At 72.6% G+C, this 15,294-nt stretch carries 15 protein-coding genes; 13 read left to right on the top strand and 2 right to left on the bottom strand.

Features of this window, described 5'->3' with window-relative positions; all coding sequences use genetic code 11:
- Positions 1-50: 50 nt before the first annotated feature.
- The 13 genes from OG392_RS02600 (at position 51) to OG392_RS02540 (ending at position 13,104) form a co-directional block, all read left to right on the top strand.
- Entirely contained in the window at positions 51-1,382 is a 1,332-nt protein-coding gene (locus OG392_RS02600; RefSeq protein WP_329275098.1) for an alpha-L-fucosidase, read from the top strand.
- Between the two features lie 44 nt (positions 1,383-1,426).
- A complete protein-coding gene (locus OG392_RS02595) occupies positions 1,427-2,887 on the top strand; it encodes a polysaccharide lyase 6 family protein (protein ID WP_329275095.1) in 1,461 nt (486 codons plus the stop codon).
- A 234-nt stretch (positions 2,888-3,121) separates the two neighbouring features.
- Positions 3,122-3,997: a sugar phosphate isomerase/epimerase family protein gene (locus OG392_RS02590; protein WP_329275093.1), complete on the top strand. Its 876-nt coding sequence runs from the start codon at positions 3,122-3,124 to the stop codon at positions 3,995-3,997.
- A gap of 53 nt (positions 3,998-4,050) precedes the next feature.
- Positions 4,051-4,722 carry a FadR/GntR family transcriptional regulator gene (locus tag OG392_RS02585; RefSeq protein ID WP_329275091.1) on the top strand — a complete coding sequence of 224 codons (672 nt, stop codon included), beginning with the start codon at positions 4,051-4,053 and terminating at the stop codon, positions 4,720-4,722.
- A gap of 347 nt (positions 4,723-5,069) precedes the next feature.
- Positions 5,070-6,410, top strand: a complete 1,341-nt coding sequence (locus OG392_RS02580) for an enolase C-terminal domain-like protein (RefSeq protein ID WP_329287029.1) — start codon at positions 5,070-5,072, stop codon at positions 6,408-6,410.
- Positions 6,407-7,168, top strand: a complete 762-nt coding sequence (locus OG392_RS02575; protein ID WP_329275089.1) for an SDR family NAD(P)-dependent oxidoreductase — start codon at positions 6,407-6,409, stop codon at positions 7,166-7,168. The genes OG392_RS02580 and OG392_RS02575 overlap by 4 nt, the downstream gene beginning before the upstream one ends.
- Positions 7,169-7,230: 62 nt before the next feature.
- A complete protein-coding gene (locus tag OG392_RS02570; protein ID WP_329275087.1) occupies positions 7,231-8,313 on the top strand; it encodes an aldo/keto reductase in 1,083 nt (360 codons plus the stop codon).
- Positions 8,314-8,320: 7 nt separating this feature from the next.
- Positions 8,321-9,058 carry a (Fe-S)-binding protein gene (locus tag OG392_RS02565; RefSeq protein ID WP_329275084.1) on the top strand — a complete coding sequence of 246 codons (738 nt, stop codon included), beginning with the start codon at positions 8,321-8,323 and terminating at the stop codon, positions 9,056-9,058.
- Between the two features lie 5 nt (positions 9,059-9,063).
- Positions 9,064-10,548 (top strand): LutB/LldF family L-lactate oxidation iron-sulfur protein, encoded by a 1,485-nt coding sequence (locus tag OG392_RS02560; RefSeq protein ID WP_329275083.1) that lies wholly within the window; start codon positions 9,064-9,066, stop codon positions 10,546-10,548.
- On the top strand, positions 10,545-11,246 hold the full coding sequence (locus OG392_RS02555; RefSeq protein ID WP_329275081.1) for a LutC/YkgG family protein: 702 nt from the start codon (positions 10,545-10,547) through the stop codon (positions 11,244-11,246). The genes OG392_RS02560 and OG392_RS02555 overlap by 4 nt, the downstream gene beginning before the upstream one ends.
- A complete protein-coding gene (locus OG392_RS02550) occupies positions 11,243-11,554 on the top strand; it encodes an L-rhamnose mutarotase (RefSeq protein ID WP_329275079.1) in 312 nt (103 codons plus the stop codon). The genes OG392_RS02555 and OG392_RS02550 overlap by 4 nt, the downstream gene beginning before the upstream one ends.
- 68 nt (positions 11,555-11,622) lie before the next feature.
- Positions 11,623-12,543: an amidohydrolase family protein gene (locus OG392_RS02545; protein WP_329287027.1), complete on the top strand. Its 921-nt coding sequence runs from the start codon at positions 11,623-11,625 to the stop codon at positions 12,541-12,543.
- A 102-nt stretch (positions 12,544-12,645) separates the two neighbouring features.
- Positions 12,646-13,104 (top strand): SRPBCC family protein, encoded by a 459-nt coding sequence (locus OG392_RS02540; protein WP_329275077.1) that lies wholly within the window; start codon positions 12,646-12,648, stop codon positions 13,102-13,104.
- Between the two features lie 64 nt (positions 13,105-13,168).
- On the opposite strand, the gene OG392_RS02535 is transcribed toward OG392_RS02540, so the two are convergent.
- Positions 13,169-13,963: a YqjF family protein gene (locus OG392_RS02535; RefSeq protein WP_329275074.1), complete on the bottom strand. Its 795-nt coding sequence runs from the start codon at positions 13,961-13,963 to the stop codon at positions 13,169-13,171.
- A 123-nt stretch (positions 13,964-14,086) separates the two neighbouring features.
- Positions 14,087-15,286 (bottom strand): S8 family peptidase, encoded by a 1,200-nt coding sequence (locus OG392_RS02530; RefSeq protein WP_329275072.1) that lies wholly within the window; start codon positions 15,284-15,286, stop codon positions 14,087-14,089.
- Between the last annotated feature and the right edge of the window lie 8 nt (positions 15,287-15,294).

Genomic DNA, 15,294 nt, shown 5'->3' with positions numbered 1-15,294 from the left:
GGCGTCGGACGGACCGCCCTCACCTCCCGACCGCACAGGAACGATGCCCGATGACCTCCACCAGCGCCGACGCCGGCCTCCCGTCGACCTCTTCGCCCGACACGACCTGGTTCACCCACGACCGCTTCGGCATGTTCGTCCACTGGGGCCTCTACTCCCTCGCCGCACGCCACGAGTGGGTGAAGACCCGCGAGAGGATGACGGACGAGCAGTACCAGGTGTACTTCGACCACTTCGACCCCGACCGCTACGACCCGGTCCGATGGGCACGGACGGCGAAGGCCGCCGGCATGAGGTACGTCGTCCTCACCACCAAGCACCACGACGGCTTCTGCCTCTGGGACAGCCGGCTCACCGACTACAAGGTGACGAAGACACCCCACGGCCGCGACCTGGTCGGACCGTTCGTCGAGGCGTGCCGCTCCGAGGGCCTCAAGGTCGGCTTCTACCACTCCCTGATCGACTGGCACCACCCGTCGTTCCCCGTCGACGGGACCCACCCGCGGCGCGACGACGAGGAGTTCAAGGCCGCGGCGGCGGACCGGGACATCCGGGAGTACCAGGAGTACCTCCACGGCCAGGTCCGCGAACTGCTCACCGACTACGGACGCGTCGACTACCTCTTCTTCGACTTCTCCTACGCGGGCCGCGAATGGTGGGGCGGCAAGGGCCCCGACGACTGGGACTCCCCGCGGCTCATGGCCATGGTCCGCGAGCTCCAGCCGCACATCCTGGTCAACGACCGGTCCGGCCTCCCCGGAGACTTCGTCACGCCCGAGCAGTACCAGCCGTCCGCCCCGATGGCCGTCGACGGCCGTCCGGTCCTGTGGGAGGCGTGCCAGACCCTGAACGGGAGCTGGGGCTACGACCGCGACAACCTCGACCACAAGAGCCCCGACCTGCTCATCCGGATGCTCGTCGACGGCGTCTCCAAGGGCGGCAACCTGCTGCTGAACGTCGGGCCCACCGGCCGGGGCGACCTCGATCCGCGCGACACCGCGGCCCTCGCCGAGATCGGCCGCTGGACCGACCTCCACGAACGCTCCGTCCGCGGCTGCGGCCCCTCCCCGTACACCCCGCCCGCCGACTGCCGGTACACCCAGTCCGGCGACCGGCTCTACGTCCATCTCTTCTCCTGGCCGCTGCGCCACCTCCACCTGCCCGGCCTCGCGGGCCGGGTGCGGTACGCCCAGCTCCTGAACGACGCCTCGGAGATCGTCCAGGAACCGCTCGACCCCGACCGCCCGGCGATGAACACCCAGATGGGCGGCCAGCCGGCCGGCACCCTCACGCTCCGGCTCCCGGTGCGGCGGCCCGACACACCCGTGCCCGTCATCGAGCTGCGTCTGACGGACCCGTCCGGGCCCGGCGCCTCGATGTGACGGGCCGTACGCGTACCACCCATCCGACCGATCACGGAGGCACCATGCAACGACGCACGTTCCTCACCGGCACCGCGGCAGGGGCGGCCGTCGCCGTCCTGCCCCTCTCCGCCCCGGCGTACGCGAATACCGCCCGGTGCAAGCCCGCACGCCCCCTGGGCGCCACCGTCGACGTCAGCACCCTGGACGACCTCCAGGACGCGATCGACGCGGCAGGACCGGGCACCCGCATCGTCGTCGCGAACGGCACCTACACCGTGCCCGCCGCCAAACCCCTCACCATCACCGGCAAGAACGGCTCCCGCACCGCGCCGATCACCATCGTCGCCGCGTCACGGGGCGGCGCCGTGCTTCATGGCGAGCGGAGCTTCGTCTTCGACGCGTCCAGCAACGTGACCGTGAGCGGCTTCTCCTTCCGCCAGAGCACCACCCTGGAGATCCCGCCGACCTGCACGTACATCCGGCTCACCCGCAACGACTTCCAGCTCGCGGACATCGAGGGCCTGCACTGGGTCATGGTCCGCGGCGACGAGGCCGTGATCGACCGCAACCACTTCCACGGCAAGACGACGCTCGGCATCTTCCTCGGCATCGAGGGCGCGGGCAGCGAGGCCATGGCCCAGGGCGTGCACGTCCACCGCAACCACTTCTCCGACCACACCTTCGCGGGCTCCAACGGCGGCGAACCGATCCGCCTCGGCGTCAGCCCCCGTGCCCTGTCCAGCGCGCACGCGCTCGTCGAGTACAACCTGTTCGAGCGGGCCAACGGCGACCCCGAGGCCATCTCGGTCAAGAGCTCCGACAACACCATCCGCTACAACACCATCCGCGACAGCCTCGGCGGCATCGTCCTGCGCCACGGCAACGGCACCCTCGTCGACGGCAACTACCTCATCGGCGGCGAGGAGGGCGTGCGGATCTACGGCAACGACCACATCATCGTCAACAACTACCTGGCCGGGCTCACCGGGCGGGCGATGGTCATCGGCAGCGGAACCGAACGCGACCACCTCCCCGGCGAATCGGCCGAGGCCCGCCGGGGCAACGACGCACCCGACCGCGTCCTCATCGCCCACAACACCCTCCTCGACAACGCGGGCGGCGCGCTCTCGGGCGAGAGCCACCGCCCGCACGAACCCCGTGACATCACCGTCGCCGACAACCTGCTGGTCGGCCAGACCGGCAGCCTGGTCGAGATGGCGACCACGGTCCGCTTCACCTGGCAGAGCAACATCCTGTTCGGCGCCGCGGCCGACGGGAACATCCCCGCCGGCGGATTCCTGCGGGCCGACCCCCGTCTCGTGCGGGGCTCCGACGGCGTGTACCGCCTGTCGAGCACGAGCCGGGCGATCGGTGCGGCCACGCTCTCCCCGGCGCCCGTCACCCATGACATCGACGGCGACGCGCGCGGCAGCGTGCGGGACGTCGGTGCCGACGAGTACGCGACGACGACGCCGCTGCGCCGACCGCTGACCCCGGCGGACGTGGGCCCCAACGCCCGCTGACGGCGAAGGGGGAGGGGCAGCCGGCCCGACGTACGTCACGCTCCGGGCCGGCTGCCGACTCCCCAGACGCTCCCCTCGGACCGCCACGGCGGGCCACGACCGCCACGGCGGGCCACGACCGCCACGGACCTCCCCGGTCTGCCGAGGACATCCGTGGACTTTCCCCGGCCTTCCTGGGCCTCCTCGACTCCCTCGACTCCACGCGACCGGCTCTACCCGAAGGAAACCGCTCCCGTGCCCGATCCCGACCCGCCGCACCCCCTCCCACCAGGGCCGGACACCGCCCCGCCCAGGCTCGGGATCTGCTCCGTCACGTTCCGGGGGCTGCCCGTCGCCGAGGTCGCCCGTCGCGTCGCGGAGGCGGGCCTCGAGGTCGTCGAATGGGGCGCGGACGTGCACGCCCCGCCCGACCGCCCCGAGGCGCTCCGTGTCGCCCGGGACGCCGCCGACGCCCACGGCATCGCCTGCTGCTCCTACGGCTCGTACTTCCACTGCCTCCCGGACGAGCTGTCCGGATTCGCGGAGATCGCCCGCGGGGCCGTGACGCTCGGAGCACCCCGCATCCGCGTCTGGGCCGGTGTGTCGGGGTCGGCGGAGGCCGTGGAGGAGGACCGCGCCCGGATCACCGCGACCCTGCGGGAGGCCGCGCTGGTCGCGCGGGACCACGGCCTGGAGCTCGGTCTCGAGTTCCACGGGGGAACCCTGACCGACTCGGTCCCCTCCACCGTCCGCCTCCTGGAGGAGCTGCGGGCGGCGGACGCGGACAACGTCACCTCCTACTGGCAGCCACCTCAGGACGCCGCCGACCCCGAGGCGCTCGCCGGCCTCGACGTACTCGCCGACCGGGTCGGCGCCGTCCACGTCTTCTCCTGGTGGCCGGGCAACCGCCGGCTGCCGCTGTCCGCGCGCGCCGCGCTGTGGACCCGGGCGTTCGCCCGGCTCGCGGCGTCGCCGCGGCGGCGGGACGCCCTCCTGGAGTTCGTCCCGGACGACGACCCCGCCGTCCTGGCCCGCGAGGCGGCGACCCTGCGGCGCTCCGCGGGCCTGGACCCCGGTGGTCCCGAAGGCGTCCCTGACGGACCCGGTCGCCCCCACGCCACCCTGCAGTAAGGTGGCGCCCAGCAGACACATCCGATGTATTTGGCCTTGCACAGGAGGACGCCTTGGCAGTTACGGACGAGGCGATCGGCAAGATCAAGGAGATGATCGTCTCGGGCGCGCTGCGTCCGGGGGACCGGCTCCCCAAGGAGGCCGACCTCGCCGCCGAGCTGGGCCTGTCGCGCAACTCCCTGCGCGAGGCGGTGAAGGCGCTGTCCCTGCTGAACATCCTCGACGTGCGGCAGGGCGACGGGACGTACGTCTCCAGCCTCGAACCACCCCTGCTGCTCGAAGCGGTGTCGTTCGTCCTCGACTTCCACCAGGACGACCAGGCGCTCCAGGCCCTCAAGGTACGGGGCATCCTGGAGCCGGCGGCGACCGCGCTGGCGGCGGAGCGCATTCCCGAGGAGGAGATCAAAGCGCTCGGGGAACTCCTCGACCGGCTCGGCGACGCCCCCAGCCTGGAGGAACTCGTCGCCAGCGACCTGGAGTTCCACCGGCGCATCGCGACGGCCTCCGGGATTCCCCTGCTGTGCTCGCTCCTCGACAGCATCTCGGGTGCCACCGTGAGGGCGCGGCTGTGGCGGGGCATCACCGAGGAGACCGCCGTGGCCCGGACCCTGTCCGAGCACCGGGCCATCCTGGACGCGCTCGCCGCACGGGACGCGCGGACGGCGGAGGCCTGGGCGACCATCCACATCTCCAATGTCGTCCGCTGGCTCGACAGCGTGCTGTGACCCGCCGTTCCGGCCTCTTCCGCCGCCTCCACCACCCGTGACGCACGACGAGGGCGGGCGCCTCCCCCGGGAGCGCCCGCCCGTCGGCATGCCATGCGTGAGGCGGTGGGTCACGGCCTTCGCGCTGCCGCGCGTGATGCGTTCTCAAGGTCCGAGAAACATCCGATGTCTACTTGCCTCACCTCTCGCGAGCGCCGTATCGTTCTCGCTCAACAGGCCAATCACCCGATCTGTGCTGATGGTTGGGGCTGCTCCGCGTCGCTCGGGCAGATGAAGCCGAACACCGAGCAAGCAGCCCAGGTGTGAAAGGAACCCCGTTGTCCACTGACATCACGCGGGTCATCGCGATGGACACCTACGACATCCGTTTCCCGACCTCCCGCCAACTCGACGGGTCCGACGCGATGAACCCGGACCCCGACTACTCCGCCGCCTACCTCGTCCTGCGCACGAACGAGCCCGACGGCCCCACGGGACACGGCTTCACCTTCACCATCGGGCGTGGCAACGATGTCCAGGTCGCGGCGATCGAAGCGCTGCGCGCCCACGTCGTCGGCCGGTCCGTGGAGGACCTCTGCGCCGACCCCGGCCTCGTCAGCCGGGCGCTGATCGGCGACAGCCAGCTCCGCTGGCTCGGGCCCGAGAAGGGCGTCATGCACATGGCCGTCGGGGCCGTGGTCAACGCCGTGTGGGACCTGGCCGCCAAGCGGCAGCGGAAGCCGCTGTGGAAACTGCTCGCCGACGCCGATCCCGAGTGGCTCGTCTCGCAGGTCGACTTCCGCTACATCACCGACGCCCTCACCCCCGAGGAAGCCCTGGAGCTCCTCCGGCGCGGCAAGGACGGCCGCGCCGAGCGCGAGAACGTCCTGCGGGCCCAGGGCTACCCGGCGTACACCACCTCGCCCGGCTGGCTCGGCTACAGCGACGAGAAGCTCACCCGACTCGCCGAGGAGGCGGTGGCGGCGGGCTTCACCCAGATCAAGCTGAAGGTCGGCGCCGATCTCGCGGACGACGTCCGCCGCTGCCGGGCCGCCCGCGCCGCCGTCGGCGCGGACGTCCGCCTGGCGGTCGACGCCAACCAGCGGTGGAACGTCACCGAGGCCATCGAATGGACCCGGGCGCTCGCCGAGTTCGACCCGTACTGGATCGAGGAGCCGACCAGCCCGGACGACATCCTCGGGCACGCGCGCGTGCGGGCCGCCGTCGCCCCCGTCAAGGTGGCCACGGGCGAGCACGTACAGAACCGCATCGTGTTCAAACAGCTCCTCCAGGCGAACGCCGTCGACATCGTCCAGCTCGACGCGGCCAGGGTCGGCGGCGTGAACGAGAACCTCGCCATACTGCTCCTCGCCGCAAAGTTCGGCGTCCCCGTCTGCCCGCACGCCGGCGGGGTCGGACTGTGCGAACTGGTTCAGCACCTCGCCATGTTCGACTTCGTGGCGCTCAGCGGCACCACCGAGGACCGGGTCATCGAGTTCGTCGACCATCTCCACGAGCACTTCGTCCACCCGGCCGTCATCCGCGAGGGCGCGTACACGACCCCTCTCGCTCCCGGCTTCTCGGCCGACATGCACGAGGCCTCCCTCACCACGTTCGCCTATCCCCACGGCACGTTCTGGGCCGCCGACCTGGCAGGATCGCTCGCCGACGACGAGACCGTCGCATCCGTGGTGGAGGTGACCGCATGACCGCGTACCCGCTCGCCGGCCTCCGCGCCGTCGTGACCGGCGGTGCCTCCGGCATCGGCCTCGCCGTCGCCCGTCTGCTGGACGCGCGGGGCGCCGCCGTGGCCGTCCTCGACCTCGACCCGTCGGCCACCCCCGACCCCCTCACCGCCCTCCGCGCGGACGTCGCCGACGACGCCTCGGTACGCGAAGCCGTCGCCGCGGCCGCCGCCGCACTCGGGGGCATCGACATCCTCGTCAACAACGCGGGCATCGGCGCCGCCGGCACCGTCGAGGACAACCCCGACGACCAGTGGCACGCCGTCCTCGACGTCAACCTCCTCGGCGTCGTCCGCACCACCCGCGCCGCCCTGCCCCACCTGCGCCGCTCGGAGCACGCCGCCGTCGTCAACATCTGCTCCATCGCCGCCACGGCGGGCCTGCCGCAGCGGGCGCTGTACTCGGCGAGCAAGGGGGCGGTCCTCTCCCTGACCCTCGCGATGGCGGCCGACCACGTGCGGGAGGGCATCCGGGTCAACTGCGTCAACCCGGGGACCGTGGACACCCCGTGGGTCGCCCGCCTGCTCGACGCGGCGGCGGACCCGGAGGCCGAACGCGCGGCGCTCAGCGCCCGCCAGCCCACCGGCCGGCTCGTCGGCGCCGACGAGGTCGCGGCGGCGGTCGTCTACCTCGCCTCCCCGGCGGCGGCCTCGGTGACGGGCACCGCCCTCGCCGTCGACGGCGGCATGGCGGGACTCCGACTCCGGCCGGCGGGCACATGAGCGGGGACCAGAGGGCCGCTGACCGGAGGACCGCGGACGAGAAGGCCGCGGACGAGCGGTCCATGGACCAGCGCGCCCGGGGCGACCGCGCCGCGGGCGAACCTGCCGTCGGCGTCCGCGCCGCCGACCCCGTGAGCCTCTCCCGCGCCGCCGCCCCCGCCCGCGTCCCCCTCGGCCGGACCACCGCCTGGACGAGCCGTCTCGCCTTCGGCGCGGCCGGCATCGGCAACCTCTACCGCCCCGTCACCGACGAGGACGCGCACCACACCCTCGCGACCGCCTGGGACCGGGGGATCCGCTCCTTCGACACCGCACCCCACTACGGCCTCGGCCTGTCCGAACGACGGCTCGGTGCCTTCCTCCGGGCCCGGCCCCGTGACACGTACACGGTGTCGACGAAGGTGGGCCGCCTCCTCGTCCCCGACCCCGGCGCGACCGGCGACGACCTCGCCCATGGCTTCGCGGTCCCCGCCGCGTACCGCAGGGCCTGGGACTTCGGGGCGGACGGCATCCGGCGCGGCCTGGAGGCGAGCCTGGAGCGGCTCGGGCTCGACCGCGTCGACATCGTGTACCTGCACGACCCCGACGACCATGCCGACCAGGCGCTGCGAGAGGCGTACCCCGCCCTCGAACGACTGCGGGCGGAGGGCGTCGTCCGTGCCATCGGCGTGGGCATGAACCAGACCGCGATCCCCACCCGCTTCGTCACCGAGACCGACATCGACGTCGTCCTGCTGGCCGGCCGCTACACCCTGCTCGACCGGAGCGGCCTCGCCGAACTGCTGCCGGCCGCACGGCGCCGCGGCGTCTCGATCGTCGCCGGAGGTGTGTTCAACTCGGGCCTCCTCGCCGATCCGCGTCCGGGCGCCACGTACGACTACGCGGCCGCGCCGCCGGAGACCCTGGCCAGGGCCCTCCGGCTGCGGGAGATCTGCGAGCGCCACGGAGTGCCCCTGAGGGCCGCGGCGGCCCGCTTCCCGCTGCGCCACCCCGCCGTCGCGGGCGTCCTCCTCGGTCTGCGCAGCGCTGCTGAGGCCACGGACGCCGCCGACATGCTGGCCCGTGAGATACCCGAGGCACTCTGGGACGAGCTGCGCCACGAGCACCGCATCCCCGGGTTCGTACCCTCCCGCGACGGCTGGTGAGGCGCCGATGAGGATCGGACTGTTCATCACCTGCCTCAACGACACGCTCTTCCCCGGCACCGGTCGGGCTGTCGTCACCCTCCTCGAACGGCTCGGCCACACCGTCGAGTTCCCCCGCGAGCAGAGCTGCTGCGCACAGATGCACTTCAACACCGGCTACCGCCCCGAGTCCCTCCCCATGGTGGCCCGCTTCGCCCGCGCCTTCGCCGGATACGACGCGATCGTGACGCCCTCCGCCTCCTGCGCCGCCATGATCCGCGACAACCACCCCGTCCTCGCCGAACAGCTCGGCGACGCCGCACTGCGGGACGCGGTGGCCGCGGTGGTCCCCGCCGTCCACGAGCTGACCGAGTTCCTCGTCGACGTCCTCGGCGTCACCGATGTGGGCGCGGTGTTCCCGCATCGCGTGACCTACCACCCCACCTGCCACTCCCTGCGCGGAGTACGTCTGGGCGACCGGCCCCTGCGGCTGCTGCGCGCGGTCAGGGGCATCGACCTCGTCGACCTGCCCGCGGCCGAGGCGTGCTGCGGCTTCGGCGGCACCTTCGCCGTCAAGAACGCCGACACCTCCACCGCCATCCTCGCCGACAAGATGACCACGGTCCTGAGCACCGGGGCCGAGGTCCTGTGCGCCGCCGACAACTCCTGCCTCATGCACATCGGCGGCGGCCTCAGCCGGTGGAACAGCGGCGTACGCACCCTGCACCTCGCGGAGATCCTCGCCGCCACGGAAGGAACCAGGTGACCGGCATGACGGAGGACACCGACCACGACGGACGGGTCTGGCTCGGCACCCCCGCCTTCCCCGAGGCCGCCCGCACCGCCCTGGCCGACACCCGGCTGCGCCACAACCTCCGGCACGCCACGACCACCATCCGCACGAAGCGCCTCGACGCGACCGGGGAGGTACCGCACTGGGAGGAGCTCCGGGAGGCCGGCGCCGCCATCAAGCGCCGTACCGCACGCCACCTCGCCACCTACCTGGAGCAGTTGGAGGCCAGCGTCACCGCGGCCGGCGGCACGGTCCACTGGGCGGCCGACGCCACCGACGCGAACCGCATCGTCGCACGCCTCGTCCGCGCCGCCGGCGGCCCGGACACCGAGCGGCACGAGGTCGTCAAGGTCAAGTCGATGGCCACCCAGGAGATCGGGCTCAACGAGGCACTCGCGGCCGCCGGCATCACCGCGTACGAGACCGACCTGGCGGAACTCATCGTGCAGCTCGGCGAGGACCGGCCCTCCCACATCCTCGTCCCGGCGATCCACCGCAACCGGGCGGAGATACGGGAGATCTTCGCGGAGCGGATGGGGGAGTGGGGCCGGGCGGCGCCCGACGACCTCACCGACGACCCGAAGGCGCTCGCCGAGGCGGCGAGACTTCACCTGAGGGAGAAGTTCCTCACCACGCGAGTGGCGATCTCGGGGGCGAACTTCGCCGCCGCCGACACCGGCACCATCGCGGTCGTCGAGTCCGAGGGCAACGGACGGATGTGCCTGACCCTGCCGGAGACCCTGATCACCGTCATGGGCATCGAGAAGGTCGTGCCGACCTTCACCGACCTGGAGGTCTTCCTCCAGCTGCTGCCCCGCAGTTCGACCGGCGAGCGCATGAACCCGTACACCTCGCTCTGGACCGGAGTGACGCCCGGCGACGGCCCCCAGGACTTCCATCTGATCCTCCTGGACAACGGCCGCACCGATGTCCTCAAGGACACCGTCGGCCGGCAGGCCCTCGCCTGCATCCGCTGCTCGGCCTGCCTCAACGTCTGCCCCGTGTACGAGCGGACGGGCGGCCACGCCTACGGCTCGGTCTACCCCGGCCCGATCGGAGCGGTGCTCACCCCCCAGCTGGCAGGGGTGCGCCGGGCGGCGTCGCTGCCCTTCGCCTCCACCCTGTGCGGTGCCTGCTACGAGGCCTGCCCGGTGAAGATCGACATCCCGGAGATCCTGGTCCATCTGCGGGCGAAGGCCGTCGAGGCGAAGCGCGACGGCCGGGCGCTGCCGACACCGGAGGCGCTCGCCATGAAGGCGGCGGCCACCGTCCTCGACTCACCCGGGCTCCTGGCCGTCGCGCAGCGCGCGGGGGCGGCCGGCGGCCGGCTGCTGGGCGGCCGCGGCGGACGGATCCGGCGCCTGCCCGGTCCGCTCGCCGGCTGGTCCGCCACGCGGGACACGCCGGCACCGCCACGTGAGTCGTTCCGCACATGGTGGCGCGCGCACCGGGAGGAGCGATGAGGAGCGGCGGCACGGACGGCGGCGCCGGGGAGGACCGCCCCGCCACGGACAGTCGATCCGCCGTGCTCGCCCGCGTCCGGACCGCGGTGAGCGACGTTCCGAGCGACGAGACGCCCGACGACGTACCCGTTCCACGGACCTACCGCCGCACGGTCGCGCCCGGCGACACCGTCGGGCTGTTCGCCGCACGCGTCGCCGACTACCGGGCGACGGTGGTGCGTTGCGCACCGGAGGACGTCGCGGGGACCGTGGCCGCCCTCCTCGAACGCCGAGGTGCGCGGCGGGTCGTCGTGCCCGAAGGCTTCCCGCCCGAGTTCCTGACACGTACCGACGCGGACCTGGTGGGCGACCGTCCGCCCCTGAGCGTGCGCCGACTCGCTTCTGTGGACGGCACATTGACCACCGCGACCGTCGCCGTCGCGGAGACCGGGACGATCGTGCTCGACACGGGCCCGGGCCAAGGGCGTCGCGCCCTGTCCCTGCTCCCGGACTACCACCTCTGCGTGGTGCGCGCGGAGCAGATCGTCCCGGACGTACCGGAGGCACTCGCCCGCCTGGAGCCCCACAGACCCCTCACCTTCATCTCGGGCCCCTCGGCGACCTCCGACATCGAACTGCAACGCGTCGAAGGCGTCCACGGCCCCCGCACCCTCGACGTCGTCCTGGTCGTCGCCGACACCTCTGGAGCGAACCCTTGAGAATCGCCCTGCACACCCGGGTCCGCGCGGACCGTATCGCCGCCTACGAGGAAGCGCACCGCGAGGTTCCCGCCGAGCTGACCCGGGCGATCCGGGCCGCCGGCTGTACCTCTTGGACGATCTGGCGCAGCGGCACCCACCTCTTCCATCTGCTCGACTGCGAGGACTACGCCCGCCTCCTCGCCGAACTGGAGAAGCTGCCGGTCAACGTGACGTGGCAGGCCCGGATGGCCGAACTCCTCGAGGTCGTGCACGACTACTCCGGTGACGGCGCGGACGCGGAACTGCCCGTGGTGTGGGAGCTGTGAGCGGCACCAGGGGCGCGGCGGCGGGACAGTCGGAGCACGCGACGAAGGGCGCAAGGGATAACACCACGATGGGCGCCCTCCCCACGGCGACCGCCGCCGACGGCCCCTACGTCGTCGACGCGCACCACCACCTCTGGGATCTCTCCGTCCGCGACCAGGACTGGATCACCGGACCCGCCCTCACGCCCCTGCGCCGCACCTTCACGGAGCGCGACCTGAGCGCGGAGACGGCCGCCGCGGGGGTGACGGCCACCGTCCTCGTCCAGACGGTCACCGTCGCCGAGGAGACACCCGAGATGCTGGCCACCGCCCGCGACAGCGACCTGATCGCCGGTGTCGTCGGCTGGACCGACCTGACCTCCCCCGAGACCGCCGCCACCCTGGCCGCGCTGCTCGCCCTGCCGGGTGGCCGGCACCTCGTGGGCATCCGCCACCAGGTCCAGTCGGAACCGGACCCCGCCTGGCTGCTCCGTCCCGACGTCCGCCGCGGCCTCACCGCCGTTGCCGCCGCCGGGCTCACGTACGACCTGGTGATCCTCCCGCACCAGTTGCCGGCCGCGACGACGGCCGCGAGAGACCTGCCCGAGCTGACCTTCGTCCTCGATCACGCGGCGAAACCGCCCGTGGCGAGCGGAGAACTCGAACCGTGGGCGACCGACCTGCGCGCCTTCGCCGCCCTCCCGAACACGGTCGGCAAGCTCTCCGGCCTGCACACCGAGGCCGACTGGCACGCCTGGACCGTGCGGGACCTGCGGCCGTACGCGGACACCCTGCTCGACGCCTTCGGCCCGAGCCGCCTGATGTTCGGCTCCGACTGGCCGGTGTGCACGCTGGCGGTGCCGTACGGCCGGACGCTCGCCACCGCGGGGGCGCTCACGGAGGCGTTCAGCCCCGGCGAACGGGCCGCGGTCTTCGGCGGCACGGCGGTGGAGACGTACCGGCTGGGGGAGCGGACCACTCACCGGGCGGGCCGACGGGCGGTCACGTAGGGTCGTGGTGCCGCTACGGAAGCAGCGGTGGTACGACGAGGGGGACCGCCTCGTCGCCGCAGGCGCGGGCGGGGGCGCCGCTCGACCGATCTGGGGTGCCCCATGACAGGACAGTTCGAAGCGACGTTCGAGGTCGACCGTCCGGTGGACGAGGTGTTCGCCTTCCTCGCCGACGGGCGCAACGATCCGGAGTTCAGCCCCCGGGTGCTGAGGATCGAGCGGGTCCCCGACGCCCCGACCTCCGTGGGCACCGTCTTCCGGAGCACCGTCAAGGACGCCGGGACGAAGACGGCCAGGGAGTTCCGCATCACCGCTTTCGAGGCTCCTGTGAAACTCCGCTGGGCCGAGGTGTCGAAGAACCTGATCACGGCGCGTGAGGGTGGCTACGACCTGGAACCGCTCACCGACGGCCGGACCCAGGTCCGCGTCTACAACGTCCTCGAAGGCCACGGCCTGGGCAGACTCTTCGCGGGCCTGGCGCTCGCGGCCGCCCGCAAGGACGCCGACGGCTTCGGCGCCAGGATCAAGGCGGCGGCCGAGGCGGGGATCGCCCCGCGCTGAGACCGCGCCTCCGCCCCCCTGCCACGGCCTGGCGAGCCGCCCGTCCCCGCCCCCGACGAGCCGGCTACCCGTCCCCGTTCCTCGGGTGCGGGATCGACACGGCCCGCGGGTTCCGCGGCGGGGCGCTGAAACGGACCGGCACGCCCGGTGAGTAGAGCACGCTCACGGGCGGGCCCGGCGGCTGCTCCAGACCGGCCGCGGTGAGCAGTGTCTCGTCGAGGTCGAGCAGCCGGGCGCGGTGCAGCGGCCAGCGCGGGTGGGTGTTCGGGAGGTAGAGAGGCCGCCCGCGGAACGCGCTGTGCATGCCCCAGCGGGCGGTCAGGAAGTGTTCGAGGGCGGTGGGCTCCGCCACCGGCTCGCCGACCTCGACGCTGATCGCGCTGCGCGCCCCGCGCGGGCCTGGCCAGCGACGGCTGCTGGTGTAGGTCACGGTGGAGCCCTCGTTCCGGACGCTCATCCTGGACCAGACGTACGGGATTCGGAACGCCCACCGCCCGACGGCCACCGGGATCAGACGGGAGGCGTCGAGGGAGCGGAAGACGACTCCCCGGCGCCCGTGGGCGTCCACCGAGTAGAGCCGGACGTTGGTCTCGGGGAAGGTCCCGAGATACGGGATCCCGGGGAGCCTGAGCCAGCCGGCCCGGTGCATCCGGAAGGCGACCAGACCCACGTAGGTCACGCCGTCGTGGGTGTCGGGAACGGTGCCGGCGGGCAGCAGCGGGGCCACGTCGGCGGGGTCCACGGCCCAGTGGAGGAACGCCAGGTCGAGCCAGGACTGGGTCAGCAAAGTGAGGTCCGGGCGGTGCGGCGGTTCCGCCGATACCGGCTCGGGGAACCCGGCGGGCTGCGTCTGCGGCATCCCAGAAGTATCGGGCACCGGACCGACGAAGGTGGCCCTCCACCGGTGTGTGGAGGGCCACCTCGTCACGGCTCATCGGGGGCGGGGTCGGCCCCGGCGAGTCGCGGACGTGCTGTCACAGGGTTACGGCGTCACCTTGAGGAGCTTGTTCGCGGTGCCGGAGGAGGCGTTCTTGATGGCGTCCGGGGTGGCCGCCCCGGTCAGCGCGGCGGCCGTGTCGGCCGGCGTCGCCGACGGGTTGGCCGCCAGGTAGAGAGCCGCCGCACCGGCCACGTGCGGGCTGGCCATCGACGTTCCGGAGATCGTCTTGACACCGGTGTCGCTGTCGTTCCAGGCCGAGGTGATCTCCGAGCCGGGCGCGTACAGGTCCACCACGGCGCCGAAGTTCGAGAACTCCGACTGCTGGTCGTCCTTGGTGCTGGACGCCACGGTGAGTGCCTCCGGCACCCGGGAGGGCGAGCCCTGGCCGGCGTCGGCGGACTCGTTGCCGGCCGCCACCGCGAAGGTCACACCGGAGGTGATGGCCCGCTTGACCGCCGCGTCCAGGGCCTCGTCGGCGCCGCCGCCGAGGCTCATGTTCGCGACCGAGGGACCGGAGTGGTTCTGGGTCACCCAGTCGATGCCGGCCACGACCTGCTCGGTGGTGCCGGAGCCGTTGTCGTCGAGGACGCGGACGGCCACGACCTTGGCCTTCTTGGCGACTCCGTGGGAGGTACCGGCGATGGTGCCCGCCACGTGCGTGCCGTGGCCGTTGCCGTCGTCGGCGCTGTCGTCGTTGTCCACGGCGTCGAAGCCGTGGGCCGCCCGCCCGCCGAAGTCCTTGTGCGAGATCCGGACGCCGGTGTCGATGACGTACGCGGTCACGCCCTCCCCGCCGTTGTCGGGGTAGGTGTACTTCTGGTCGCCCGCCGTGTCGGCCTGGTCGATCCGGTCCAGGCCCCAGGACGGGGGCTGTTCCTGCGTCTCCTTGATGCTGAACCGCTTGTTCTGCACGACGGTCCCGACCGCGGGGTCGGCGGCGAGGCGCTTGGCCTCGTCGACGGACAGACCGGACGCGGAGAAGCCGTTGACCTTGGAGCCGTAGGAGCGGACGAGCGTGCCGCCGTACTTCTTGGCGAGGTCCCCCTTGTTCGCGGATGCGTCGAGGATGACGATGAAGCTGCCGTCGACGGCGCCGGGTGCGCCGAGTCCGTGGACGGTGCCCTCGGCCGGGGTGGCTGCCCCGGCGAGATTGCCCGCGAACAGCGCTGCGGCAGCCGCGGCTGCCGTACCTGTGGCGATGGCCGCGTTGCGAAGTCCGTGGGATCGCTTGTGAGTTGCCATGAAAGTCG

This window comes from Streptomyces sp. NBC_00691, assembly GCF_036226665.1.
Taxonomy (GTDB): Bacteria; Actinomycetota; Actinomycetes; order Streptomycetales; family Streptomycetaceae; genus Streptomyces.
Note: the sequence above shows the minus strand (reverse complement) of the source record. Positions and strands in the feature narration are given on the sequence as shown.